25 protein-coding genes are annotated in these 25,810 nt (G+C 62.2%); 16 read left to right on the top strand and 9 right to left on the bottom strand.

The window, feature by feature from the left end; genetic code table 11:
• Positions 1–82: 82 nt before the first annotated feature.
• Both pdeM and ABIE28_RS14285 read right to left on the bottom strand, forming a co-directional pair.
• Positions 83–790, bottom strand: coding sequence for a ligase-associated DNA damage response endonuclease PdeM (gene pdeM, locus ABIE28_RS14290; protein WP_354064026.1), 708 nt, complete (start codon positions 788–790; stop codon positions 83–85).
• On the bottom strand, positions 787–3,270 hold the full coding sequence (locus tag ABIE28_RS14285; RefSeq protein ID WP_354064024.1) for a ligase-associated DNA damage response DEXH box helicase: 2,484 nt from the start codon (positions 3,268–3,270) through the stop codon (positions 787–789). Before ABIE28_RS14285 ends, pdeM begins: the two co-directional genes overlap by 4 nt.
• A 317-nt stretch (positions 3,271–3,587) precedes the next feature.
• Here ABIE28_RS14285 and ABIE28_RS14280 point away from each other — a divergent pair, with 317 nt between their 5' ends.
• The 3 genes from ABIE28_RS14280 (at position 3,588) to ABIE28_RS14270 (ending at position 6,114) form a co-directional block, all read left to right on the top strand.
• Complete coding sequence (locus ABIE28_RS14280; RefSeq protein WP_354064022.1) at positions 3,588–3,884, top strand: DUF6460 domain-containing protein; 297 nt, start codon at positions 3,588–3,590, stop codon at positions 3,882–3,884.
• On the top strand, positions 3,881–4,552 hold the full coding sequence (locus ABIE28_RS14275; protein ID WP_354064020.1) for a nucleoside/nucleotide kinase family protein: 672 nt from the start codon (positions 3,881–3,883) through the stop codon (positions 4,550–4,552). Before ABIE28_RS14280 ends, ABIE28_RS14275 begins: the two co-directional genes overlap by 4 nt.
• 206 nt (positions 4,553–4,758) lie before the next feature.
• The gene (locus tag ABIE28_RS14270) at positions 4,759–6,114 is read left to right on the top strand and encodes an MATE family efflux transporter (protein ID WP_354064018.1); all 1,356 of its coding nucleotides are present in this window, start codon (positions 4,759–4,761) and stop codon (positions 6,112–6,114) included.
• 59 nt (positions 6,115–6,173) lie between these two features.
• Here ABIE28_RS14270 and ABIE28_RS14265 read toward each other — a convergent pair whose 3' ends face one another.
• Positions 6,174–7,799 carry a hybrid sensor histidine kinase/response regulator gene (locus ABIE28_RS14265; RefSeq protein ID WP_354064016.1) on the bottom strand — a complete coding sequence of 542 codons (1,626 nt, stop codon included), beginning with the start codon at positions 7,797–7,799 and terminating at the stop codon, positions 6,174–6,176.
• Between the two features lie 154 nt (positions 7,800–7,953).
• Between ABIE28_RS14265 and mscL the strand changes: the two genes are divergently transcribed.
• Positions 7,954–8,382, top strand: coding sequence for a large conductance mechanosensitive channel protein MscL (gene mscL, locus ABIE28_RS14260; RefSeq protein WP_354064014.1), 429 nt, complete (start codon positions 7,954–7,956; stop codon positions 8,380–8,382).
• Between the two features lie 285 nt (positions 8,383–8,667).
• Positions 8,668–9,303 carry a response regulator transcription factor gene (locus tag ABIE28_RS14255; protein ID WP_354064013.1) on the top strand — a complete coding sequence of 212 codons (636 nt, stop codon included), beginning with the start codon at positions 8,668–8,670 and terminating at the stop codon, positions 9,301–9,303.
• A 112-nt stretch (positions 9,304–9,415) separates the two neighbouring features.
• On the opposite strand, the gene ABIE28_RS14250 is transcribed toward ABIE28_RS14255, so the two are convergent.
• The gene (locus ABIE28_RS14250) at positions 9,416–9,820 is read right to left on the bottom strand and encodes a DUF4279 domain-containing protein (RefSeq protein WP_354066455.1); all 405 of its coding nucleotides are present in this window, start codon (positions 9,818–9,820) and stop codon (positions 9,416–9,418) included.
• A gap of 229 nt (positions 9,821–10,049) precedes the next feature.
• Here ABIE28_RS14250 and ABIE28_RS14245 point away from each other — a divergent pair, with 229 nt between their 5' ends.
• On the top strand, positions 10,050–10,724 hold the full coding sequence (locus ABIE28_RS14245; RefSeq protein ID WP_354064011.1) for a glyoxalase superfamily protein: 675 nt from the start codon (positions 10,050–10,052) through the stop codon (positions 10,722–10,724).
• 110 nt (positions 10,725–10,834) lie between these two features.
• Positions 10,835–11,509 carry an HAD family hydrolase gene (locus ABIE28_RS14240; protein WP_354064009.1) on the top strand — a complete coding sequence of 225 codons (675 nt, stop codon included), beginning with the start codon at positions 10,835–10,837 and terminating at the stop codon, positions 11,507–11,509.
• Here the strand turns inward: ABIE28_RS14240 and hemA are convergent.
• A complete protein-coding gene (hemA, locus tag ABIE28_RS14235; protein ID WP_354066454.1) occupies positions 11,506–12,786 on the bottom strand; it encodes a 5-aminolevulinate synthase in 1,281 nt (426 codons plus the stop codon). The genes ABIE28_RS14240 and hemA overlap by 4 nt on opposite strands.
• 355 nt (positions 12,787–13,141) lie before the next feature.
• Here hemA and ABIE28_RS14230 point away from each other — a divergent pair, with 355 nt between their 5' ends.
• Together ABIE28_RS14230 and ABIE28_RS14225 are read left to right on the top strand one after the other, a co-directional pair.
• Positions 13,142–13,912 (top strand): SDR family NAD(P)-dependent oxidoreductase, encoded by a 771-nt coding sequence (locus ABIE28_RS14230; RefSeq protein WP_354064008.1) that lies wholly within the window; start codon positions 13,142–13,144, stop codon positions 13,910–13,912.
• 154 nt (positions 13,913–14,066) lie between these two features.
• Entirely contained in the window at positions 14,067–14,729 is a 663-nt protein-coding gene (locus tag ABIE28_RS14225; RefSeq protein ID WP_354064006.1) for a YiaD family glycine zipper/OmpA-like lipoprotein, read from the top strand.
• Positions 14,730–14,798: 69 nt separating this feature from the next.
• On the opposite strand, the gene ABIE28_RS14220 is transcribed toward ABIE28_RS14225, so the two are convergent.
• Complete coding sequence (locus tag ABIE28_RS14220; RefSeq protein WP_354064004.1) at positions 14,799–15,131, bottom strand: hypothetical protein; 333 nt, start codon at positions 15,129–15,131, stop codon at positions 14,799–14,801.
• A complete protein-coding gene (locus ABIE28_RS14215; protein WP_354064002.1) occupies positions 15,131–15,388 on the bottom strand; it encodes a hypothetical protein in 258 nt (85 codons plus the stop codon). Before ABIE28_RS14215 ends, ABIE28_RS14220 begins: the two co-directional genes overlap by 1 nt.
• A gap of 205 nt (positions 15,389–15,593) precedes the next feature.
• Between ABIE28_RS14215 and ABIE28_RS14210 the strand changes: the two genes are divergently transcribed.
• From ABIE28_RS14210 to ABIE28_RS14195, 4 genes are all read left to right on the top strand, one after another.
• Positions 15,594–15,980, top strand: coding sequence for a PRC-barrel domain-containing protein (locus ABIE28_RS14210; protein WP_354064000.1), 387 nt, complete (start codon positions 15,594–15,596; stop codon positions 15,978–15,980).
• A gap of 158 nt (positions 15,981–16,138) precedes the next feature.
• On the top strand, positions 16,139–18,601 hold the full coding sequence (locus ABIE28_RS14205) for a membrane-bound PQQ-dependent dehydrogenase, glucose/quinate/shikimate family (protein WP_354063998.1): 2,463 nt from the start codon (positions 16,139–16,141) through the stop codon (positions 18,599–18,601).
• A 34-nt stretch (positions 18,602–18,635) separates the two neighbouring features.
• Positions 18,636–19,379 (top strand): cytochrome c oxidase assembly protein, encoded by a 744-nt coding sequence (locus ABIE28_RS14200; RefSeq protein ID WP_354063997.1) that lies wholly within the window; start codon positions 18,636–18,638, stop codon positions 19,377–19,379.
• Positions 19,376–19,876 (top strand): CopD family protein, encoded by a 501-nt coding sequence (locus ABIE28_RS14195; RefSeq protein ID WP_354063995.1) that lies wholly within the window; start codon positions 19,376–19,378, stop codon positions 19,874–19,876. Before ABIE28_RS14200 ends, ABIE28_RS14195 begins: the two co-directional genes overlap by 4 nt.
• Here the strand turns inward: ABIE28_RS14195 and ABIE28_RS14190 are convergent.
• A complete protein-coding gene (locus ABIE28_RS14190) occupies positions 19,857–20,405 on the bottom strand; it encodes a DUF2231 domain-containing protein (RefSeq protein ID WP_354063993.1) in 549 nt (182 codons plus the stop codon). The two genes, ABIE28_RS14195 and ABIE28_RS14190, sit on opposite strands and share 20 nt — an antisense overlap.
• 27 nt (positions 20,406–20,432) lie before the next feature.
• On the opposite strand from ABIE28_RS14190, the gene coxB reads away from it, so the two are divergent.
• Genes coxB through ABIE28_RS14175 form a run of 3 tightly spaced genes read left to right on the top strand, consistent with a single transcriptional unit; the run spans position 20,433 to position 23,883 of the window.
• Positions 20,433–21,086 carry a cytochrome c oxidase subunit II gene (gene coxB, locus ABIE28_RS14185; RefSeq protein ID WP_354063991.1) on the top strand — a complete coding sequence of 218 codons (654 nt, stop codon included), beginning with the start codon at positions 20,433–20,435 and terminating at the stop codon, positions 21,084–21,086.
• Positions 21,083–23,575: a cytochrome c oxidase subunit I gene (gene ctaD, locus ABIE28_RS14180; protein ID WP_354063989.1), complete on the top strand. Its 2,493-nt coding sequence runs from the start codon at positions 21,083–21,085 to the stop codon at positions 23,573–23,575. The genes coxB and ctaD overlap by 4 nt, the downstream gene beginning before the upstream one ends.
• Positions 23,572–23,883 (top strand): hypothetical protein, encoded by a 312-nt coding sequence (locus tag ABIE28_RS14175; protein ID WP_354063988.1) that lies wholly within the window; start codon positions 23,572–23,574, stop codon positions 23,881–23,883. The genes ctaD and ABIE28_RS14175 overlap by 4 nt, the downstream gene beginning before the upstream one ends.
• A 4-nt stretch (positions 23,884–23,887) precedes the next feature.
• On the opposite strand, the gene ABIE28_RS14170 is transcribed toward ABIE28_RS14175, so the two are convergent.
• Positions 23,888–25,711, bottom strand: coding sequence for a hypothetical protein (locus ABIE28_RS14170; protein WP_354063986.1), 1,824 nt, complete (start codon positions 25,709–25,711; stop codon positions 23,888–23,890).
• Between the last annotated feature and the right edge of the window lie 99 nt (positions 25,712–25,810).

Below are 25,810 nucleotides of genomic sequence, written 5' to 3'. Positions count from 1 at the left end.
AGCGCAGCACCCCTCACCCTGCCATTTCTGCTGAACGCAGAAATGTCGTCCCTCTCCCGCAAGGGGAGAGGGGAAGAACGCGTCAGCCCCGCACCAACCGATTCGGGCTCACCGGATAAGTCCGATCTTTCCCCAGCATGGTGACTTGCACCGTTGGCCAGTTTAGCAGGCCGACAAAGGCGGGGGACAAGATGTTGATCGAGCCTGTCGAGGCGCCGTAGGCGGGCAGGATCAGTAGGCGGTTGTCGTGCACAAAGCAGGGGCGACGCGTCGAGCGGCCCTGGATGTGAATGTGAGCGGCAGGGTGTAAATGCCCGCAAATCAGGCCGTTTGCGCCGCGTGATGGCTCGTGCGTCAGCGTCAAACCGGCGACTTCGAGATCGGTGAGGCAGGTGCCGCCGATGGCGTGCGGGGCCGGATCATGATTGCCGGAAAGCCAGATGCAGTCGACGGTTTCGGTGAGCGTATCGATCCGCATCCGGTCCGAATTCGTTAACAGACTGCTAGCATCGACGCGGTGAAAGCTGTCACCCAGGCTAATCATGCGTTTGGCCCCGGTGCGACGCAGATCGCCTTCCAGTCGCGACAGGGTCATCGCCGTGTCATAGGGCGGCAGCATCTGGCCGCGACGGGCAAAGCTCGCCATTTTTTCGAAATGCAGGTCGGCAACCAGCAGCGTTTCCTGCGCGTGCCAATAGAGCGCGCCGGAGGGCAGGGGTTCAAAGTTGTGGCCGGCAAAGCGCAAGACCGGGGTCTCCGTGATCTCGGCTTGATATAGGACTTGGCTCAAGACTGCCCGAGGGCTTCCCTCATCAATTCGTCAGCAGCATCAGCCATAGCCGATTCGCGGCCTTCCCCGAAAATCGGTTCCTTGCCGATATCGAGCATGACCGGCACCGCCAGCGGCGAGACGCGCAGCAGCGGCTTGTGCACGATGTGGCTGCGGATGCGGCGCAGCATGTCGCCGAGCCGCTCGATATCGAGCAGGCCGCGAGCGGCGTCGCGGCGGGTGGCCTGGATCAGGATGTGGTCGGGCTCGTGCTGGTAGAGCACGTCATAGATCAGGTCCGAACTCATGGTGATCTGCCGTCCGGTCTTTTCCCGGCCGGGATGACGTCGTTCGATCAGCCCGGCAATGATCGCGCAATTGCGGAAGGTGCGCTTCATCAGGGCCGATTCATCGAGCCAGGATTCAAGGTCATCGCCCAGCATGTCTTCGGAGAACAGCTCATCGAGCGACAGGCGATCGGTTCGGATCAGGGCTGATAGATCGCCCAGTCCCCAGATGGCGAGGGCATATTCGGAGGCAACGAAGCCCAGCGGCCGGGCGCGGGAGCGTTCAAGCCGGCGGGTGAGCAACATGCCCAGCGTCTGATGCGCCAGACGGCCTTCGAACGGGTAGCAGACGAGATAGTTCTGCGTGCCACGCGGGAAGGTTTCGACCAGCAGGCTATCGCGCTTGGGGAGCACCGAAATATCGCGCTGCAGGCGGAGCCAGTCGCTGACCTGATCGGGCAGCTTGTTCCAATCGTCGGGTGTGTCGATGATGCGGCGCACGCGTTCGGCCAGATAGGTCGAGAGCGGAAACCGGCCGCCCATATAGCTCGGGATTTTAGGATTGGCGGACTCGGCGCGCGACACGAAAGCCTCATTGTCCTTCATGCCCTCGAACGCGACGATTTCGCCGCCGAACATGAACGTGTCGCCCGGCAGCAGCGTGCCGAAGAAGTATTCTTCCATTTCGCCGAGCACACGGCCGCCGGCGCCAATGGGGCTCTGGCTCTGGCCCTTTTTGAGCCCGCGAGTGCGGATCAGCCGGACGCGGATCATCGGTTCTTCGATGATGGTGCCGATATTGAGCCGGTATTGCTGGGCAACCTGCGGATTGGCGACGCGCCATGTGCCTTCGGGCGTCAGCTTGAGGCGGGCATAGCGATCATAGGCGCGCAGGGCATAACCGCCGGTGGCGACGAAATCGACCACCCGGTCGAACTGGCCGCGCGGCAAGTCGCGATAGGGCCAGGCGCGGCGCACTTCATCATAGAGCGCATCGGCGCTGAACGGCGCGGCGCAAGCCATGCCGAGCACATGCTGGGCCAGCACATCATAGCCGCCGATGACCGGGTCTTCGCTATCCTGATGATTTTCGGCGACTGCTTCCACGGCGGCTTCACATTCCAGAACCTCGAAGCGATTGGACGGCACCAGCACGGCCTTGGATGGCTCATCGAGCCGGTGATTGGCGCGGCCGATGCGCTGCAACATGCGCGAACTGCCCTTGGGCGCACCGACCTGAACCACCAGATCGACATCGCCCCAGTCGATGCCCAGATCAAGCGTCGAGGTACACACGACGGCCTTGAGCTGGCCTGAGACCATGGCCGTTTCCACCTTGCGGCGCTGCTCGACCGAGAGCGAGCCGTGGTGGAGCGCGATGGGCAGCATGTCGTCATTGATGGCCCAGAGACCCTGAAACAGCATTTCGGCCTGCGAGCGCGTGTTGACGAACAGCAGCGTCGTCTTGTGGCGCTTGATGGTCTCGTAGAGCTCGTGATGCGCATAGGCGCCGGAGTGACCAGCCCAGGGCAGTCGCTGTTCGGTTTTAAGAATCTGCAGCTGGGGCGGCGCGCCGCCGGTCATGGTGAGGAGGTTTGTCGGTGCATTGGGCACCGGCTGGGCGATCCAGTCGCGCAACAGATCGGGCCGCGCAACGGTGGCGCTGAGGGCGGTGATGCGCAGGTCGGGCGCGAGAGAGGCGATGCGGGCGAGAGCCAGCGACAGCAATTCGCCACGCTTGGAGGTGACCAGCGCGTGCAGCTCATCGAGCACGATGCGCTTGAGCGAACCGAAGAACAGCTCGGCATGGGGATGGCTGATCAGCAGGCACAATTGTTCAGGCGTAGTCAGCAGAATATGCGGCGGCTTGCTGCGTTGGCGGGCCCGCTTGCTGGCCGGAGTGTCACCGGTGCGCGTTTCGGCTGTGATTTTGAGGCCCATCTCGAAAATGGGGGCGTTGAGATTGCGCTGCACATCGACTGCCAGCGCCTTGAGCGGGGAAATGTAGAGGGTGTGGAGACCGTCGAATTTGCCATCGGCCAGATCGACCAGCGTGGGCAGGAAACCCGCAAGAGTTTTGCCGGCGCCGGTTGGGGCGATCAGCAGTGCCGAGGCACCGGATTGCCAGCTATCGAGCACGGCAAGCTGGTGTTCACGCGGGGTCCAGCCTTTGCGGGTGAACCAGTCGGCGATGATGGGGGGGAGGGGGCTCACGACGCTTTGCGCCTAGGCAAAGAGTACCCCCACCTAACCGGCCATTCGAGCATAGCTCTCATGGCCTTCTCGCCTAAAATCGCTCCACTGGAGCGATTTTGCCTGCGGCCGGCTCGAAGCCCCTGATAGGGGGAGGAATCTGGCCGGTGATTGTGACTGGATATTGCAACGGCCCCAATGCGGCTCCTCCCCCTGTCAGGGGGAGGCTGGGTGGGGGTATCCGCGCGATAGAAAACTGGCAACACACACCTTCTGCAAATCACAAAAGAGCCTATATGATCAGCCAGCCTGACAACAGGGCGCCGGAGAGGACACCGATGAGCGATCAATATCCGACAGAGCCGACGCGCAGGACCGCGCTCGAGCGCTTCATGGGCGGCAGCCCGATGGGCGTTGTCGTGCGGCTGGCACTGTTGTCGCTGGTCGTCGGCTTTTTCATGACCATTTTCGGGTTCAGTCCTCAGGATGTCGTCAACGCGGCGGTCGACATGTTCCACGAGGCAATGCGCAATGGCTTCGGCGTGTTCCGTGACATCGGCGTTTATATCATCACCGGCGCCGTCCTCGTCGTGCCGATCTGGTTCCTCATCCGTCTGTCGAAGGCACGCCGATGAGTGTAACGCATCTGAATTTGACGCCAGAGCAGGCTGTGGCGCGGCTGGTTCCGCATATTCTTGAGCTGGAAAGCCAGGCGCATCATCGCATCGCCATTGGCTTTGCCGGTGGGCCGGGATCGGGCAAATCGACCATTGCCGCCGAGATCGTGACCATGCTCAACGCCGTGCATCCCGGTAGCGCCGCGCTGGTGCCGATGGACGGTTTTCACATGCGGCATGCCAAGCTCGAAGCGATGGGGCAGGTCGACTACAAGGGCGCGCCGCACACCTTTGAGGGCGCCGATTTCGTCAATTTCCTGGCGCACCTCAAGCAGGCGACAGGAGCCGTCAGCGGCCCCGCCTATTCGCGCAAGATCGAAGACGTGGTCGACAATGCGTTCACCATCGCCCCCGAAGTGCGCGTGCTGGTGGTCGAGGGCAACTACCTGCTGCTGACCGAAGCCCCCTGGGCCGGTGTGCGGCCATTGCTGGACTACGCCGTGTTCATCGACGTGGCGCGCGATCTGGTCAAGGCGCGACTGCTCAAGCGCCATGGCGAGGAAGGGCTGTTCTCCGAAGAACGCAACCGCGCCCATATCGAACGCAATGATATGCCCAACTACGATCTGGTGAACCTGTCGCAGGACCGGGCGGATGTGGTGATTACGATGGATGTGGCTGGGTAGGGGTGACTGGGTAAGCAAGAATACCCCCACCTAACCTCCCCCTGAAAAGGGGGAGGAACTTGGCCGGTGGTCGTCTGATATCGCGTCACAAGCGCGATTTGTCCCTCCCCCTATCAGGGGGAGGCTAGGTGGGGGTACTCCGATCCCTCCATAGTCCCCACCAATCCGTGCTAGACGAGCCTACCCGTCACACCGATTCCGTTCCCATGACCACGCTTCGTCCCCAACATCCGTTCACCGTGCGTCACGCCGACGTCTGGAAAATCGCTCTGCCGGCTTCGGTGGCCTTCATCACCGAACCGCTGGTGGGCATTATCGATATTGCCGTGATCGGGCGGCTGGGCGATGCGGGGCTGTTAGGCGGGCTGGTGCTGGGCGCGCTGCTGTTCGATATCATTTTCTCGATGGCCTATTTCCTGCGCATCGGCACGGCGGGACTGACCGCCCAGGCCGTTGGCGCGCGTGATCCGCGCGACGGCCTGCTGCATGTGACGCGGGCGCTGCTGCTGGGCGTTGGCATTGGCATCGTGATGATCGCCCTGACCGGGCCGGTGCTGTGGCTGGCGACGTGGCTGCTGGCGCCTGAAGCTGGGGCATCGGCGGCGCTGGCGGAGTATTTTTCGCACCGCATCTGGGCCGCGCCATTCTCGCTGATCAACTATGCCCTTTTGGGCTGGTTCTATGGCCGCGCCGCCGCCAAGACCGGCATGATGCTGCAATTGCTGCTGCATGGCGTCAACATCACGCTGTCGATCCTCTTTGTTTATGTGTTCCATTGGGGCGTCACCGGCGTCGCCACCAGCACGGTGATCGCGCAGGCCATCGCCGCCATGGCGGGGCTTTTCGTCATGCTGCGCCACTATGGCGGGCTGCGGGCCATCATCGCCCGCATCGCGCCGGGCGAGCTGCGCGACGCCGCAGCGCTCAGGCGCATGTTCGGCCTCAGCCGCGACCTGATGATCCGCTCGATGGCGCTGATGGGCGCCTATGCCTGGTTTGCCGCGCAAGGCTCGCGCATGGGCGATGTAGCGTTGTCGGCCAATGCAATCCTGCTTAACCTCTTGATGATGGTCGCGTTTTTCCTCGACGGCATCGCGCAGGCGGCGGAACAACTCACGGGCAAATCGGTCGGCGCCAACTGGCGGCCGGCCTTTGACCAGGCCTATCGGCTGAGCATGGTCTGGGGCTTGATCCTGACGCTGAGCCTGGGGCTGGCCTGGTATCTGGCGGGGCCGTTCGTCATCGGGCTGATGACCACCAATCCCGAAGTGCAGGCCTATGCGCTGACCTACCTGCCCATCGCCGCGCTCTGCACCGTCACCTTCATGCCGGCCTTTGTCTATGACGGCATTCTGGTCGGCACCACGCTCAATACCGTGATGCGCAATGGCATGGTGATCTCGCTGGTGGTGTTCCTTGTTGCGGCGCTCACGCTGCAGCCGTTGTTCGGCAATTGGGGCCTTTGGGCGGCGATGCATTTCTGGTTCATTGCGCGCGGGCTGATCTATTGGCGTGCGCTGGAGCGGCGCAAGGCTGGGCTGTTTAGCGCGCTGGCGATCTAGAGGAGTCTCCCTCACCCGCCCAAGAGGGCGACCTCTCCCCCAGAGGGAGATGAAGAGGGTTAGCTGACGACGCGTTTGGCGGGCGTGCGGCTTTGATTGGCGAGGCCGCTGATGGCGGCGCGCAGGGCGGCGGGTTTAACCGGCTTGTTGACCACGGCAATGCCGCGTTCTTCGGCCAATGCGCGTACCGCCGGACTGCGATCGGCGGTGACCAGTGCCGCCGGCAGATGGCCGCCGACATTGTGCCGCAGCCATTCGATGGCATCGAGGCCCGAGGTCTGGTCGAGGTGATAATCCATCAGCACGAGATCGGGATACCAGCCTTCGAGCAGGCGCTCGCGGTCGATCTGCTTGAGCGACAGAGCGCTGCGCACATCGCAGCCCCAATGGCGCAACAGGCCCTCCATCGCTTCGATGATAGCGCGCTCATTGTCGACGCAGAGGATTTTGAGGCCCAGCGTGCCAAAATTGACTTCCGGTGCCACCGCCGTCGCGTCGGGCGCAGGGCGAATGGTGCGGGTGGCGGGCAAGAACACCGAAAAGCGCGAGCCGTGGCCCTCGTGGCTGTCGAGCTCAAGTGTCAGCCCGAGGGCCGCTACCAGTCGCTGCACGATGGAAAGGCCCAGACCCAGGCCCTGCGCCATACGCGCGCCGCGCTCAAGGCGCGAAAACTCGGCAAACAGCAGCTTGTGCTGGTCGCGGTTAAAGCCAATGCCGGTATCGATCACATCGAGCCGCATGCGGCTGCCGCGCCGGCGCAGCCCGACCAGAACCCGGCCGCCCGGATGGGTATATTTGATGGCGTTCGACACAAGGTTTTGCACGATACGGCCGACCAGCATGCGGTCGACCAGAACCGAAGCGTCGGTCGCCATGATGCGCAATGAAATATTGCGCTCGCGCGCCATCGGGCCAAACTCGACCTCCAGCCGCTTCAGCAGATCACGCCCGGAAACCGGGGTTGGCGCAGGGCGCAGTGCGCCGCTGTCGATACGCGAAATATCGAGCAGGGCGCTCATGATGTCTTCGACGGCTGTCAGCGACGCTTCGATGGAATTGGCAAGATCGGCCAGCCCGGTCGATTGCGCCCGCTCGATCAATGTCGAGGTATAGAGCCGTGCCGCATTGAGCGGCTGCAGCAAGTCGTGGCTGGCGGCGGCCAGAAAGCGTGTCTTGTCATGATTGGCCGCGTCGGCCTTGGCGCGCGCCATTTCAAGCTCGGCATTGACCCGCGTCAGCGCGGCGGTGCGTTCGGCGACGCGCTCTTCGAGCGAAGAATTGACGCCTGCCAGTGCGCTTTCGGCCCGCACCCGCGCCGTGGCGTCGGTAAAGCTGATGACGAGACCGCCATTGGGCAGGCGGCTGGAGTGAAACTCCAGCGTCTGGCCGGCATTGCCGAGGCGATGGGTGACTGTGGTCGGCGAGGCCGTCAGTTCATTGATCCGCTCAATGGCAAGACGCGCCGCATCGCCCGGACCGAAATCGCCGCGATCGCCCAAAAACAACGCAATATCGAACAGTGGCGTGCCGATCTTGATCAGCTCTTCGGGCAAATCGAGCAGGGTATTGTAGCGCTGATTGGACGCCACCAGCCGCAGGCCCGGATCGAAAACCGCAATGCCTTCAGGGATGTGGTCCATCGCCTGCCGCAAGCTGGCATCGTTGCTGGTCTGGGTTGCAGGCATATGAATGCGGTCCTAGGCTTGGTCTTGAACCAAATTATCGGCTTCGCAACAAACCTGCGCAAGACCAACTCTAGACCCATTGCTTTTGCATTTAGGCTAATGAATTGTTTATTTCCGCATGCCCGGGAAGGGGCTGCAACCGAAGAGGGCTAAAATGTTCAAAGAATTCCGTGACTTTGCCATCAAAGGCAACATGATCGATCTCGCCATCGGCGTGATCATCGGCGCTGCGTTTGGGGCGATTGTCTCTTCCATCGTCGATGATATTTTTATGCCCCTGATCGGTTTGATCATCGGCGGTATCGACTTCTCCAACCTGTTTGTCGTGCTCTCGAACCCAGGCGATTTGCCCGTTCCATCCCTCGCAGCCGCCAAGGCCGCCGGTATTGCGACGCTCAACATCGGCCTGTTCATCAATGCGGTGGTCAAGTTCACCATCATTGCGTTTGTGCTGTTCATGGTCGTCAAGGGCATCAACCGCCTCAAGCGCCAGGCCGCCACCGAGCCAGTGGAAACCACGCCTGCGCCGACCAAGGAAGAAGTGCTGCTGACCGAAATTCGTGACGCCCTGCGCGCGAAGTAAGGCTTCAAGATCAGGCCGGACGCCCCTGGCGTTCGGTCTTTTCTTTGTCCTTAGACTAGGATTAATGTCTGTTGACAGATCAAAGATAGGCATATTAACCTAGATAGTAGGCAGTCCATCCTACGCAATCTCCATCTCCTACGGATAGATCACTTAGAGCAAACTACCGTTGCGATTCACCGAGGGGGCGACGATGCCGGGTTCGAAGAGCATTGAAACCTTGTGGCGTCATTCGGGGTGCGGTCGCGATTTGATCGAAACTTGCCAACGGGGGCACGAGGCAAAATGAACGATGAAGTCTATTACCACGCCTTCCTGAACCGTGACCGGCTGATCCACATCGTCGATGCCGATCCGGCGACCTGCGAGGCACTCAGTGTGTTGTTTCGCCTTGAGGGGTTTCAGACCACTTTCTCGCTAGAGGCCGGCCATTTTATCGTCAGCCTCGAGCGGCGGCGCCCCGATATCGTGGTGCTCAATCTGCGGGTGGGCGAGGAAAGCGGCCTTGGTCTGTTGCGGCGGATCAAGTCGATGCGGACCGGTACCCCGGTTTTCATGCTGGCCGATTATCCGCAGCTTGAAGCGGTGGTGACGGCCATGAAGCTGGGCGCGTCGGACGTTATCTCCAAGCCCATCGATACCGAACATCTGCTGACCGTGATCCGCGATGCCTTGCGGCGCGACGTGCATCTGGGCGCCATGCAGGGCGGGCGGCGGCCTGTCGAAGTGCGCGGTTTCTCCCAGCTCACCCCGCGCGAGCGCGAGGTGCTGCAACTGATCACCAACGGCCAGTCCAACAAGGAAGCCGGCCGCGAACTGGGCATTTCGCCCCGCACCATCGAAGTCCACCGCGCCCGCGTCATGGAAAAACTCGGCGCGCGCAACACAGCCGATCTGATGCGGATCGTGCTGACGAGTTGATTGGTAGGTGGGCAGGTCAATTGGGAAGCTGGCCTTGCAAGCAACGCAAGGACGGCTTCCGACCCCATTTCAGCCGCAGCGCCGTGATCGGCAGCCTCTGAGCAGCGGAAGTTCAATCGACCAACGCGTCAACTTCATCTTGTCCCGAATAGATGTCCAACAAGAGGGACAGCTCACGGTCCGCCAGAAGCTTCAATGTCTTGGGGGACAGGTTGTATCCCTCGTTTCTCTCTACCATGAAGAAACCGACGAAGATGCAACCGTCGAACCTGTTGGAGAGGTCGCGCCATACACCGAGGTCTTGCGTAAGACCCAACAGAATTTCCTCGATCTGACCGCTTAAGTCGCCTGGCTGTCGACGGTTGACCTTTAGGCTCCACCGACCCGACCGCGCTACTCTTGGCCCACGACCAACTATCAGCTCCCCCTTGGATACTGCGCTGGTTGGGGCAACTCCAATGAGCCTTGTCACCTCATGAGGATCAAGGTCATCACCCCAGAAGCGCAACGATGCCATCGTTTCGTGAATTACCGCCACTGAATGTTCCCCCGGCAACCTCGGTCCCCCGTTGTGCCAAAACAGTTGCGATTGTCCAGACCAACGTCTGCATATGACAGTTCACCTCTAGAGGCAGACTGTCCGCAATCCACCCCAATCCTGCCGATTGATGCAGTTTGCGCCCATGGCTGCTCTTGCGAACAAACGACGTGGTTGACAGGGCCCTCGATGCCTGCAAATTTTGCCCATGGCCAAGGCACTCCGTCACAGCCTGCCGGCACGGGGCATTGCACTGAGCCACAGTGATTGCCTCGAACTTGTTGCGCGCCAATTCGGCTTTGCCAACTGGAACATGCTGGCCGCGCGCATACAGGCGGCCAGCCAACCCCAGTTCGCCATGCCCGCAGGCTGGTTTGTGTCGCATCCGTCGCCGACCCATTATCGGATCGGGCTCGATCCCAGGGAATCCGGTGTTGCGCTGGTGGCCGCCGTTCCGAATGTGGAGATACCGGCCGATCGGACGGGCGTGCTGATGCAGTCCATCGACGCGGATGCCTATTGTGGGCGTGCCGTGCGGTTGACGGCACAATTGCGGACGGAGGATGCAGGCGCCGCTTCGATCTGGATGAGGATTGACCCCAATTCGGGACGATATCTGCGCTTCGACAATATGCTCAATCGCAGCGGACCGGATCGCAGTTTGCACGGAACAGTGGGCTGGACCGATGTGGAAGTGGTGTTGGACGTGCCCGACGCTGCGGCGAGCATCCATTTCGGCCTGTTGTTGGTGGAGCAGGGCACTTTGAGGGCGCGGGGCATAAAATTTGAGAAGCTGGGCGGTGATTTTCCGGTCACCGCCACGCTGCCATTTCTGCCGCGTCCGACCAATCTTGGATTTTTGGCCGCTGGCTTTGATAGCTAGGAACTAAGGCGGCGGAGTACAGCCGCTTTGCATCGCTATGGTGACCCGCCTGGTCTTGTGGGGGAGGCGGGGCGCGTGGTCCACTCGGCGCGAAATGAGTGCAGGGGCCGATGGTGATCAGGGCGGTATTGTTTGACCTCGATGAGACGCTGCTGACGCGCGGTGCGGCGATCGTGGCGTTTATTGGTGATCAGTATGATCGGCATCAGACGGCGCTGGTTGGGGTGGATCGGGCGACGTTTGTGGCGCGATTTCTGGCGCTCGAAGATGCGGGGCGGACGCCCAAGGTCATGGTCTATCCGGCATTGGTGGCTGATCTGGGGATCACGGGGATCTCGGCGCAGGCGCTATTTGACGACTATCAGGCGGTCTATCCCAGCTTTGTGGTGCTGAGCGCTGGGGCGCGAGAGACGCTGCTGACTTTGCGGGCGCGGGGTATTGCGACGGGCATTGTCACCAATGGCAGCACAGTCTTGCAGACCGGCAAGATCGAGGCGACGGGACTGCGGCCACTGCTCGATATCGTGCTGGTTTCAGAAGATGAGGGCGTGGCCAAGCCTGATCGGGCGATATTTGACCGGGCGCTGAACCGTCTTGGCGTGACATCGGCCGAGGCGATGTTTGTCGGCGATAATCCGATAGTGGATGTGGTGGGCGCGCAAAATGCCGGACTGGTGGCCGTGTGGTATCACAGCTCGACCGAGTGGCCGGCGGGCACTGCGCCGCCGGAACACACTATAAAAGCGCTGAGCGAAATCATTCCGCTCTGCGACGCAGGCAACTAGCCGCCGATGCTCGGCAGGGTCAGGTCGCCCGAGGTCAGCTTGCTGGCGGTGATCTTGGCGTCGGCTGCTTCGCGTGGCAGCTCAAGGCTGGTCCAGACGCTGACCAGCGCATGGCGCAGCGCGAAGATCATCTCGTCGGTGTGCAGCGGCGTCGGCGTGATGCGCAGGCGCTCGGTGCCCTTGGGGACCGTCGGATAGTTGATCGGCTGGATATAGATATTGTGCTTGTCCAGCAGCATGTCGCTGGCGGCCTTGACGGCGCGGGCATCGCCCACGATCAGCGGCACGATATGGGTTTCGGTATCCATCACCGGCAGGCCGGCATCGGCAAGGATTGCCTTGGTCAGGCGCGCCTGACGCTGATGCAGCATGCGCTCATGACCATTGCCCTTGAGGTGCTCGATCGAGGCACGGGCTGCGGCGCAGAGCGCTGGTGGCAGGGAGGTGGTGAAGATAAACTCGGGCGCATAGGAGCGCACGGCATCAACGATTGCCTTGTTGGCAGCGATATAGCCGCCCATCGTGCCAAAGCCCTTGGCCAGCGTGCCTTCGATGATGTCGATCCGGTCCATCAAACCATCGCGCTCGGCAATGCCGCCGCCGCGTGGGCCATACATGCCAACGGCGTGCACTTCATCGATATAGGTCAGCGCGCCGAATTCTTCGGCCAGCTCGACGATTTCCTTGATCGGCGCGACATCGCCGTCCATCGAATAAACCGACTCAAAGCAGATCAGCTTTGGACGCTTCTTGTCGGTGGCAGCGAGCAGGTCGCGCAGATGCTCGACGTCATTGTGCCGGAAAATCTTCTTTTCCATGCCCGACTGACGTACGCCCTGGATCATCGAGGCGTGGTTGAGCTGGTCCGAGAAAATGATGCAATCGGGCAGGAGGCGCGCAATGGTCGAAATCGCGGCTTCGTTGGACACGAAACCGGAGGTGAAGACCAGCGCAGCTTCCTTGCGGTGCAGATCGGCGAGCGAACGCTCAAGCTCGACCAGCGGGCGATTGGTGCCCGAAATATTGCGCGTGCCGCCCGAGCCGACGCCCAGACGACCAGCAGCTTCCTGCATCGCTCCGACAACTTTTGGATGCTGACCCATGCCCAGATAGTCGTTGGAGCACCAGATGGTGATCTCGCGCTGATTGTCTGAGTCGTCGCGATAGATGGCGCGCGGGAACTTGCCGGCGATCCGCTCGAGATCTGCAAAGACGCGGTAGCGCTTCTCTGCCCGCAGCGTGTCCACTGCATCTTCGAATATGCCGCGATAGTCCATCGAAACGTCCTTCTGCGCTCTCGCAGGCGGGGCTAAACCGGCCTGCAGCATCAGCATCAACTAGTGCCGCGCCGCTTGCATTGACATAGGTCAATTCGCCGCGCGCCACTCTGCTAACGCGTTGTGGCGCCCGGCGCCTTCACGAAAACATCAGAGCCATTCTAAACTGGAAGCGGTGCACTGCCAACTATCGAGGCTCAGGATATTTTCGGCGACATCGACATCTGCCGTAAAATCCAAGCACCTGTAACGAGCCTCTTTGCAAGAATGAGGTACGTACCTCAAGGCGACTTGCGTGGTGCATTTTGGCGCGATATCGTGGATATATAGTGCTTTAGCTTGTTGGATATTCGCCATGACCGACTACGCCTCCTATCCCAGCCTTGCCGGTACGCCAGTTGTCATTTCGGGCGGAGCCTCGGGGATTGGCGAAAGTCTGGTGCGCAACTTTGCGGCGCAGGGCGCCAAGGTTGGCTTTGTCGATATCGCGGTCGAAGCGGGGGACAAGCTGGTGGCCGAACTGACTGCTGCCGGCCAGACCGCGCAATTCACCAGCTGCGACGTGACCGACATTGCCGGTTATCAGGCAGCCATTGCCGGCTTTGCCGAGGCGCATGGCGATGCGCTGGTGCTGATCAACAATGCCGCGCACGACCAGCGCCACGAGTGGAGCGAAGTGACGCCCGACTATTGGGATGAGCGCATGGCGGTCAATCTCAAGCATTCGTTCTTTGCGACACAGGCGGTGGCGCCGGGCATGATCCGCGCCGGTCGCGGCTCGATCATCAATACCGGCTCGATTAGCTGGATGATCATGTCGCCGAAAATCCCGATCTATGAAACGGCCAAGGCCGCAGCCCATGGCCTGACCCGCTCGATGGCGCGCGAACTGGGCAAGTCCGGCATTCGGGTCAATTCGCTGGTGCCCGGCTGGGTGATGACGGAACGCCAGATCACCCATTGGCTCGATGCCACTGGCGAAGCCCAGATCGATGCCAATCAGGCGCTCGCCGGTCGGGTCTATCCCGATGACGTGGCGCGCATGGCGCTGTTCCTTGCCGCCGAAGACAGCAAGATGATCTCGGCGCAGCAGTTTATCGTCGATGGCGGCTGGGCGCATACTTAAGAAAATGGCCCTAAGTGATGTGGTTTGGCATCGCTTGGAAGATGAAGTGCTCTTGGCCCGTTCATCCTACGTTCAGGGCCTTTCGTTCACCACCGTCCTGCCTTATTCAGTGGTCACCAAAAGCCCACTTACCGAATCCTTCAGGGGGATAACTATGAAGTCCAAGATTTTGGTCGCGTTCGCGGCAACGCTGGCGCTGACCGCCTGCACCACCAACGCCTATACGGGCCAGCAGCAGCTTTCCAACACCGCTGGCGGCGGCCTGCTGGGTGCTGGCGGCGGCGCGATTGCCGGTGCCATCGTTGGCGCAGCCGTGGGCGGTGATCCGCGCGTTGGCGCGCTGATCGGCGCAGGCGTGGGCGGCCTGACCGGTGCAGCCATCGGCAACTACATGGACCAGCAGGAAGCCGAGCTGCGCGCGCAGCTGCAGGGCACCGGCGTTTCGGTGACGCGCGTTGGCCAGAACATCGTGCTCAACATGCCATCCAACATCACCTTCGCGACCGACCAGTCGAACGTGAACCCAGGCTTTAACTCGACACTCGTGTCGGTGGCTCTGGTGCTCAAGAAGTTCGATAAGTCGATCGTTGACGTCTATGGCCACACCGACAGCCAGGGCGATGACAATTACAACCTGTCGCTCAGCCAGCGCCGCGCGGTTGCCGTCGCGACCATCCTTGCCAACCAGGGCATCGATCAGCGCCGCTTCTATATCGAAGGCAAGGGCAAGACGAGCCCGATCGCTTCCAACGCCACCGAGCAGGGCCGTGCCCAGAACCGTCGCGTGGAAATCCAGATCGCGCCAATCAACGGCTGATCGACCGAATTCATGCAAAAAGGCGCGGCCCGCGGGTCGCGCCTTTTTTGTTTGGTGTTAGCTGCCGATTTATGGCTGCGGAACGGCAGGCTCGGCGACCGGCATGGTCGGGTCGGTCACCGGCGCGACGACGCTTTCCGAGGTTGGCGTGCCGGGCTGCACATCTGTCGCCGGTGCACCCTGGAACATCTGCATCAGGAACAGCACGGCAACGATGATGGCGAGGCCCACCAGGCCATAAAGCCACCAATTGGTCGGCCCGCTGGCGCCGACGGTCGCCTCGTGCTCACCGGCCACCTTGATGGGCGATGCATCGGGCACATCGATCCGTGCGCCGGTTTCGTCGATCAGATTGTCCACCGAGGCTACGGTGGGCTCGGGTTGTTTTGGTGCGGTTGCCATCAGAAATCTCCCTTTATGATTGTGTCTACGCTCACGCCAGTTTCGACGCTTTCTCGAACCACTGCGATGGCCCGCTCGATCTCCTCGGCGTCAAATTCAAATGCCCGGCCTTCCTGTTCGGCACCGGTCGCATCGGCCTTGATCTGGTTGAGCAGCGCCAGCTTTTCCTTGGCGGTAAAGAGGTTGTTGCTGGCGATCTGGCCGGGCGTTACGTCGTCCGCGTCAGTCGTTCGGTCACGAATGGTGTCGAAAACCATAGACGTCTCCTTGGAATGCGGCCGGTTCCGCCTGTGCCAAGTCAATGCGCGCCACCCGCTGCGGTTCCGAATCCGGCTGGCCGCCTTGGGCCGAAAGATAGGAAATGGTTCCCGATCACGTCTTTCAATCACGGAATTTTTTGCGGGAACCGCTGGCTCTGACGTCGCGTTGACCTGCCACACGCAACCAAGAGGATTCGAAAAAATGGCATACGATGACATCCGCAAAACCGATGCCGACGTTAAAGAAACCCATGACCTGATCGCATCTGACAAGGTCGAAGGCACCAAGGTTTACGATCCGCGCGGTGAGCATATCGGCTCGATCGACCGCATCCTGCTTGAAAAGCGCAGTGGCAAGGTTTCCTACGCCGTGCTGAGCTTCGGCGGCTTCCTCGGTATTGGCACCGACCATTATCCGCTGCCATGGTCCAAGCTCAATTATGACCAGGACCTGGGCGGCTATCGCATCGATATCTCCAAGGAGCAGCTGGAAGGCGCTCCCAAATATGACAACGATGACGACTTCTGGAACGCCGAGAACGGCCGTCGCGTCTACGATTATTACGGTGTGGCCCCTTACTGGATCTAGCCACTCCGCCCCAGTTTTCATGACCAAGTGATACTGGCAACCGGCGTCCCGCGAGGGGCGTCGGTTATTTTTTGTTCCGACCAATCCAAATAATGTCGGAACCGTGGCGGCGCTCGGTCGTTGGGTTTTTAGACCTGATGTTTTGAGGAGCTGTGCGCATGGCGAATACGACCCGTGGTTTTGGATACTGGGCCGTCGTCGTCCTGTCTGCACTCATGGCCCTGTTCGGGCTGCCGATCCTTGCCGGAGGGCTGTGGCTGATCACGCTGGGCGGCTCATGGTATTACGCCTTTGCTGGCTTGGGCTTGGTGGTTTCCGCCTATTTCCTGTTCCGCCAGTCGGTGGTGGGCGTTTGGGTTTATCTTCTCACCTTTGTCGGCACGCTGATCTGGGCGCTGTGGGAGGCCGGGTTCAACGGCTGGGCGCAGGTGCCAAGATTGGTCGCGCCAACCGTGGTGCTAGCGCTGGTTCTGCTCACCATTCCGGCTTTGCGCAGCCGCTTCACCATGCCCCGCGCTACATTTGCCGCGGCAGCCGTTGGCGTGCTCGCGCTCGGCGCCTCGATGATGGTGCTGACCTCGGTACGTGAAACCTCGCTGTTTGCGCAGGAAACCACGCCGCCAATGCTGGAGGCGCCAGTCGCGCCCACTCAACAGCTTGACGCTGTGCCCGCCGAGCCTGTCGCCCCGCCTGTGCAATATGCCCTGCAGGAAACCGGCGTGGACTGGCCCGCTTATGGCGGCACGCAACACGCCGCGCGCTTCTCGCCGCTCGATCAGATCACGCCGGAAAATGTCGGCAACCTCGAAAAGATCTGGGAATTCCGCACCGGCGACCTGCCCGATGGCGACGAGGCCTATGGCAACCAGAACACCCCGATCAAGATCGGCAATCGCCTGTTCCTGTGCTCGGCGCTGAACAAGGTTTCGGCGCTCGATGCGGCGACCGGCACCGAGTTCTGGACCTACGACCCGCAGGTTTCCATCGACGCTATCGGCTATAACGCCACCTGCCGCGGCCTTGCCTATTACGAAACACCCGGCGCTGCGCAAACCGACATGTGCGCCACCCGCGTCATCATGCAGACGCTCGACGCGCGGCTGATTGCACTCGACACCCAAACCGGCCAGCTGTGCCCCGACTTTGGTAATGGCGGCATCGTCAACCTGATGGAAGGCATCGGCGATAGCGCGCCGGGCTTTTATTCCCCCACCTCGCCGCCAACCGTCGTCCGCAACATCGCCATCGTCGGCAGCCAGGTGAAGGACGGCCAGACCCGCGAAGCGCCATCGGGCGTGATCCGTGGCTACAATGCCGAAACCGGAGCGCTGGAATGGGCCTGGGACATGGTGCGCCCGGATGCGCCGAACCCGCTGCCGGAAGGCGAAATCTATACGCCGGGCACGCCCAATATGTGGACCATTGCCTCGGGCGATGACGAGCTTGGGTTGGTCTATATGCCGCTCGGCAACTCCGCCGTCGACTATTGGGGCGGCGACCGCAGCCCCGAAGAAAACGAATACTCGACCGCCATCGTCGCGCTCGACGTCACCGATGGCTCGGTGCGCTGGTTCTACCAGACCGTGCACTACGACATCTGGGACTATGACCTCGGCGCACAGGGTACGCTGGCCGATTTCCCGACCGAAAACGGCCCGGTTGCCGCGCTGATCCTTCCCACCAAGCAGGGCCAGTTTTTCATCTTTGATCGCGCCACCGGCGAGCCGCTGGTCGAGATCGAGGAACGCTCTGCACCGCAGGGTGGCGTCGAGCCCGAGAACCTGTCGCCAACCCAGCCCTTCGTCGTCGATTTCCCGAGCCAGCTAAAGCCGGATATCGAGGAAAAGAACATGTGGGGCATGACGCCGCTCGATCAGCTGTGGTGCCGCATCCAGTTCCGTCAGGCGAGCTACGAGGGCCGCTATACGCCACCGACCACAGACGTACCGTGGATTCAGTATCCGGGCTATAATGGTGGCTCGGACTGGGGTGGGGTTGCCGTCGATAGTGGCCGCAACATCCTTGTCAGTAACTACAACGACACGCCCAACTACAACCGCCTGATCCCGCGCGAAGACATCGATGCGCTCGGCATCGTGCCGATTGGCCATCCCGACCATGCCACCGGCAACAGTCATAGCGGCATCAGCCCGCAGGCGCTGACGCCATACGGCATCGAGGTCAATGCCGGCTGGCGCGTGCCCTTCACCGGCATGCTGTGCAAGGAACCGCCTTATGGTGGCATCATGGCCATCGACATGGCGACCAAGCAGGTGCTGTGGGACAAGCCCTTCGGTTCGGCCCGCAAGAATGGCCCGTTCGGCATCCCGTCCATGCTGCCCTTCGACATCGGCACGCCCAATAATGGCGGCACGGCCATCACCGCAACCGGCCTGATCTTTGTGGCAGCAACCACCGACGATCTGATCCGCGCCATCAGTACGGAAACCGGCGAAACGCTGTGGCAGGCGGAACTGCCGGCCGGTGGGCAGGCGACCCCGATCATCTATGAAGCCGAGGGCCGCCAGATCGTCGTGATCAACGCCGGTGGCCACAATTTCATGGAAACCCCGATCGGCGATTACTTCATCGCCTATGCCCTGCCGGGAGTCGGCAGCTAACCAAGCCCTACGGTTCCGAAGCGTCAGGACCTCTATGCAATCGACTTTTGACACCAGCTATTGTGGCCCGCCGCCGCTCCCGGATGATCTCTGGGGGCGGTGGAATTTCGATCCCTGGCTGATCGCCGTGATGGTTTTGGGCGCGGTGGTTTTCGCGCTGCGCACGCAGCCAGACCTGCGCCAGCGCTGGAGTTTTGGTGCGGGCATGGCGGTGCTGGCGGTGGTGTTCATCAGCCCGCTCTGCGCGCTGACGGTGGCGCTGTTTTCGGCGCGGGTAGTGCATCACGTGCTGCTGGTCGCGGTCGCCGCGCCGCTCCTGGCCTTGGCGCTGATGCGGCTTGGCGGGGTAGGGGTCTTGGCCAAGCTGCTGATGCCACTGGTGCTGCTGCATACCGCGATCTTCTGGCTCTGGCATGCGCCCGACGCCTATATGCTCGCGCTCACCAGCACGCCGGTCTACTGGCTGATGCAGGTGACGCTGCTCGGCTCGGCCGTCTTGCTATGGATGGCGGTTTTCGCCGCCGCCCCGGCACGCGGCATCATGGCGCTCTTGGCCATCGCCATTCAGATGGGCCTGCTCGGGGCGCTGCTGGTGTTCTCGTCCAGCCCGTTTTACGTGCCGCATTTTACGACGACATTGCCATTCGGGTTTGAGCCGCTGACTGACCAGCAACTGGCCGGCCTGATCATGTGGGTGCCGGCGAGCCTGCCATATCTCGTGGTGGCGCTGCTGCGGCTGATGGCGCTGTTGCGTGAGCCGGGAGTGCGCAGCGCTTGATCCCGATCCTCATCAAATTCGTCCACATCGTCGCCATTGCAGCATGGTCGGCGGGCCTGATCTGCCTGCCGTTTCTCTATGGCCAGCGGAAGCGCCTGACGGGCGATGCGCTCTATCGGCTGCACAACTTCACGCGGTCCTTCTACGTCTCGCTGATGTCGCCTGCCGCCTTTGTCGCGGTGGCATCGGGCATTGCGCTGATCTTTTTGCAGGGGACGTTCGAGGCGTGGTTTTCGGTCAAGCTATGGCTGGTCGCGGTCATGGTCATCGTCCACGTCATGAGCGGACTGGTCATCCTGCGGCTGTTCGAGCCGGGCCAGACCTATCCGCGTTGGCGGGTCTGGGCGGTGACGGTTTTGACAGTGGTGATCATCGCCAGCATTCTCGTCGTCGTGCTGGGCAAGCCGCAATGGCATGCCGCAACCGTGCTGGTGGATATGTTCAAGCCCGGCGCGCTGGGCGTGTTCCTCGGCGATCTCATTGCTTGGTGGAAATGATGAGGCCCACGCCATGATCAAACACCAGCTTGCCACCATGCCAACCGGCCAAAGCCGTCAAAACCGCCGCGAGCACGGACAGCATCAGGCCATGCGGCAGGATCTGTTCGGGGAAGTTGAGGCGCAGGCCCCAATTGGCGCCGGCAACGGCCACCAGCGTCATCGCGGCGATGGCATGGTTCCAGCTGGCGACGCGCACGCGGATGCCGGGCACGGCCAACAGTTCGAGCGTGCCGACGACCGAAGCCAGAACGCCAAAGGCGAAGGCAAAGCCGGTGGCCCAGAGGCCGACGCGCACCCAGAATGGGTCACCGGTGATCCAGTAAAGGCCATCGACGCCAAGCGCGCAGATGACCAGAGCAATGGGAAAGTGAACCAGCATGGCGTGGATCGGGTGACCGGCAACAGCAATGGCCGAACCGATGTCCTTGTCGGCGACGGCACGAATGGCCGGATTGGCATGATCGGCGCTGGCCTCGGGGGCGGTCTCTTCGCTTTCGATCTGTTGCTCGACCAGTTTTTTCGCCATCTGCGTCCTGCCCTCAAATTTGCTGCTATGGCAGCAACGCCGCTGGCGCTGATCGGTTGCGCCACGCCGCTATCGACCCTCGATCCGGCAGGGCCCGCCGCCGCCAATATCGCGACGCTCTGGTGGGTGATGTTCTGGGGCGCCACGGCTTTGTTCGTGCTGGTGCTCGGACTGCTGACGCTGAGCTTTTTGCGGCCACGGCTGATCATCGCGATCAAGCCGATGCACTGGATTATCGGCGGCGGGCTCATCATGCCGGTGCCGATCCTGATCGGACTGCTGTTCGCGGCCTTGCTGCTTGGCGAAAGCCTGTTGCCCAAGCCGGGCGGCGTGCAGCCGATGCGCATTGAAGCCCATGCCAGCCAGTGGCAGTGGCGGTTTGCCTATCCGGACAATCCAGGCGCGCCCGACAGTGAGGTGCTGCACATTCCGGCCGGTGAGCCGGTCGATATCGTGGTGCAGGCCGATGACGTGATCCACTCGTTCTGGATCCCGCGCCTGGGCGGCAAGATCGACGCCATTCCCGGCCATATCAACACCATCCGCCTGCAGGCGGACAAGCCCGGCATCTATCGCGGCATCTGCGCCGAATATTGCGGCCCGGGCCACGACACGATGGGCTTTGTCGTCGAGGCGCATCTGCCCGCCGGCTTTGCCGCGGCCCTTGGAGGCGCAGAATGACCAATAAGGCGCTCTCTCCCGTCGCCCTGCACAAAGCCCTCGAAAAGATCTGGGGCACGCCATCGGGCTGGGGCCGGCTGTCGGCGGTGAACCACAATATTCTGGGCAAGCGCTTCATGGTGCTGGCCCTGGTGTTTTTCACCATTGGCGGCGTACTGGCCATGCTGATCCGCGCCCAACTGGCGACGCCCAACAGCGCCTTTATCGGGCCCGACCTCTACAACCAGATTTTCACCATGCACGGCACAGTGATGATGTTCCTGTTCGCCATCCCGATGTTCGAGGGGCTGGCGATCTACATGCTGCCCAAGCTGTTGGGCGCCCGCGATCTGGCCTTCCCGCGCATGACCGCCTACGGCTTCTGGTGCTACCTGTTTGGCGGCACCATCCTGATCGTGGCCATGCTGGCGGGCTATGCGCCCAATTCGGGCTGGTTCATGTACACGCCGCTGTCGTCGGGCGTCTATTCGCCGGGCATCAATGCGGATGTCTGGCTGCTGGGCATCACTTTCGTCGAAATCTCGGCGATCACGGCGGCGGTCGAACTGATCGTCACCATCCTCAAGATGCGTGCGCCGGGCATGTCGCTGACCCGGATGCCGATCTTTGGCTGGTATATGCTGGTAACGGCCGGAATGATGCTGATCGGCTTTCCGCCGCTGATCCTCGGCTCGATCCTGCTCGAAATGGAACGTGCCTTCGACCTGCCATTCTTTGATCCGACGCGCGGCGGCGATCCGCTGCTGTGGCAGCACCTGTTCTGGCTGTTCGGCCATCCCGAGGTCTACATCATTTTCCTGCCGGCAGCGGGCGTGCTCTCGACCATCATCCCCACCTTCGCGCGGCGGCAATTGGTGGGCTATACGGCCATCATCGCGGCCATCGTCGCCATGGCTTTCCTCAGCTTCGGGCTGTGGGTGCATCACATGTTCACCGTGGGTATTCCCCATCTGGCGCTGGCCTTTTTCTCGGCGGCGAGTGCGCTTGTGGCCATTCCGACGGCGGTGCAGATTTTCGCCTGGATCGGCACGCTGGCTTCGGGGCGCCCCAAGTTCGATGTGCCCATGCTCTACGTCGTGGGGTTCTTCATCGTCTTTGTCTGCGGTGGCCTGACCGGGGTCATGTTGGCCATGGTGCCGTTCAACACGCAGGCCCATGACAGCTATTTCGTGGTGGCGCATCTTCACTATGTGCTGGTCGGAGGCTTTGTCTTCCCGATGCTGGCGGCGCTCTACTATTGGCTGCCGCATTTCACCGGGCGGCGCAGCGTCTATCGGCTGTCGATCCCGGCCTTCTGGTTGATCCTGATCGGCTTCAACCTGACATTTTTCCTGATGCATCTGACGGGCCTGATGGGCATGCCACGCCGCATCTCGACCTATCCGTCCAATTGGGGCTGGGACTGGCTCAATCTGCTGTCGTCGTTTGGCGGCTTCCTGATGACCATGGGCTTTGCGCTGGTGCTGATCGACATCATCATGCAGTTCCGCTTCGGCCACCGGTCGACGCGCAATCCGTGGAAGGCGAGGACGCTCGAATGGGCCATGCCCACGCCGCCGCCACCCTACAACTTCGCAGCCATCCCACAGATCGAGACGCGGGCTGACGATCTCGACACCAACCGCCTCGGTGGCGAACTGGCCGGTGGCGCGGGCTATCTTGGCTTTCCGCGCGCCGGACGGCAGGAGACGCTGGGCGTCGATATGATGACGGGTGAGCCCGATCAGGTGATGATCCTGCCGCAGCCCAGTTTCATGCCGCTCTGGACGGCTTTGGCGACGGGCGTTTTCTTCCTCGGCCTGCTGTTCAAAGTCTATTGGATCGTGCCGCTGGCAGCGCTGGTGACGGTGGCGCTGTTCTTCCTGTGGACCCGACCGCTGGGCGCCAAGCGCAATATGGGACCCATCGATATCGGGCAGGGCAAGGCCGTGCCAGTCGATGGCGAGGTCAAGGACAATGTCACCTATTGGGCCTCGATCTGCGCCATCGTCGCCGACACAACGCTCTATGCGGCGCTGCTGTTTGGCGCGCTCTATCTCGCGGTGATCGCGCCCGGCTGGACCGAACCTGCGCCCGCGATGAACTGGCTTCCGGCGGTGTCGCTGGCGACGGGCTTTGCGGCCATGGCCATGGCGCGACTGGCACGCGCGAGCAATGCGCGCGGCACCTCGCCCAATCGCTGGCTGCTGGGCGCTGCCTCGCTGGGCGGGCTGACGGTGATTGCGCTTTTGGCTGGGCTGATGCTTGTGCCCAATCCCACCAGCCATGCCAATGTGGCGCTGCGGTTCGCCCTGCTGACCTATTGCGCCATTCACGCCGCCATCGCGATGCTGATGGCCATCCACGCCTCGCTGCGCTGGCAGGGCGGCTATATCTCGGCCGTCCGCGCCACCGACCTGCGGCTCGTCGTGCTGTGGAACGACTATGGCGCCATCGCCCTGCTACCGGCTTGGGCGCTGCTGGCCATGCTGGCGGGAGCGGGCCATTGAACCGGACCCTGTGGCCATTGCTGGCCGGCTACGGCATCTGGGCCGTGGCCTTCGTCGTGATCTACGCGGTCCAGGCGCTCGGCTGCGCCTGGACCTGGCCACCCACCGAACACCGCTTGGCGCTATTGGCGACCTATCTCGGCACGCTGGTCATTCTAGCGCTGCTGCTGGTCAAACAGGTGCGTGACGCCAGACGTCAGGAGCCCATACCCCGGCTGCAACGCGCCACGATCATCGCCACGGCAAGCGCCATCGCCGCCAGCGCGATCACCTTCGCCCCGACGCTGTTTGCATCGGCCTGTATCTGAGAGGTCAGTGCCGCGAGATCGTGCGGTGCTGGGTGACGGTGGTCTGGCCCGGCAGGATGATGATGACCGCGTCGTAGATTTGCTGGACGGCAGAGATCAACACTTTGACCTGGCGGCTATCCATGTCGATGGCGCCGCGACGGCCCCAGCTGATCAGGTCCATATTGTCATCGACCTCGCGATTGACCACTTCGCCAAATGAGGCGCGGCCAGCAGCGAGGTCGCTAAGGCCGGCGGAGGTGGTGCGGCGGCGGCTGGCGGCGTCGATCAGCATGACGTGGAAGCCACCATCGATCATCGAGCCGCAAATGCCATCGGCGATGGCCAGGGCGCGGTCGAAATCGCCATCGGCATTGAGCGTGATGACGTTGGAATAGGCGATGGAGGGCTTGTCGGCCTCGGGTTCAGGCTTGGGCTGCACGACCGGGAAGGTCAAAATGACCGGCGCCGGCTGGGGCAGGGGCGGCAGGATTTCGTCGACCGGCGCAGGTGGAGCTTCGCGCTTGGCCTTCTGCTTTTTGGGCTTTTTCGGCTTGGGCTCGATGGCCGTGAAGTCGAGCACCGGCACCTTGATGCGTTCGACGATCTCGGCGACCGGCATCGGCTCCTCGGCATTGGGCGGGCGAAGGTCGAACTCTGGTTCGGCATCGAACAGCGTCGGCTCAGGCTGCGGGGCCACGGCGACATTGTGGCGGTAGGGCTCGTCCTCGACCTCGTCGAGCGGATAGCCTTCTTCGGTCTCGTACTTCTGGCGGCGGAGGCTGAGGAAGCCGATCTGGAGGAACAGCGCCAGACCTGCCGCGAGACCGCCGGCGAGTTCGGGGCGGATCAGCTTGGGCTGCGGCGAAACCACGGCCTGCGCGCGCTGCACGGTGCCATCGGTGATCGAGCCGGTGAGAATGGAGGTATCGACGCCAGCAGTAGAGGTGGGCGAGGCCGTATTCAGCGCTTCGAACTCGGCCTGCAGGGATGCTTCGGTCTGCTGCGCGGCGGTGATGGCGGAGCGGGCGGCGTCGGCAACCTGCTGGCCGTCATTGCTCAGCTGTTTTTTGAGATTGGCGATGCGCTCGGTGATGGTGCGCATGGTGGGATGGTTGGGCAGCAGGTTGACCGACAGCTCATTGCGCTCGGTCTCAAGCTCGGCAAGCTGGTCGACCCGGCTGGCCAGCGCGCCGGTGGTGTCGAAATCGCGCGACAGGGCGTAGAAATTGCCTTGCTTGAGCAGACTATCGGCCAGGTTGGCGCGGCTTTCGAGCGCGATGCGCGCGTCGAGAGCGGCGGCCATTTTGGAATAGAGCGCCTGCTGGCGTGGATCGGCGGGCGGCGTGAGCGAGCCGGCATGGGGCAGCAGCTGCTCTTCGCGCACATTGGACACGGTGGGAGCGGACCCGGCGGCAACCGCCAGATAGCTCTCGGTGATGGCATTGGTATAGGCCAGCGCGCTGGTGGCTTTATCGGCGACGGCGGCGATGCGGACTGTGCCGTCGCTGGTGCCGGGGCTGACCGTGATCTGGCGGCCAAGCAGGGCGGTGATATCGACGGTGTCGGTCGCCGATTGGCGGAGACTTGCAATCAGGTCGGGCGGCAACAGCGTGACGGCCTGCGCCAACAAGGGCTGGCCGGTGAGGCGCGCGGTTTCGGCGGCGGGATTGGCATCGGCGGCAAGGCGCAGTTCGGCGCGCGCTTCATAGGTGCTGGGCATCATGGCGACATAGGCGATCGCCGCAGCCGCGACGCTGACGCCAAGGACGCGCGGTGCCCGCTTGAGCACGGACGATGCCAATGTGGGGCGACGCGGCGTGTCGCCGCGTTCCGAAAGAATGTCCATCGCGCGCCTTTCTGCGAATGGACCCTGCCCGATTATGGTTAAATTTCAGGTAACGCTTTGGCAAAATCGGAAACCAAAAGCCGTTCGGCTAACGCGATG

The sequence above is a fragment of the Devosia sp. 2618 genome, from assembly GCF_040546815.1.
Classification (GTDB): Bacteria; Pseudomonadota; Alphaproteobacteria; order Rhizobiales; family Devosiaceae; genus Devosia.
The sequence above is the reverse complement of the archived record's forward strand: the minus strand, read 5'-3'. Positions and strand labels throughout refer to the sequence as shown.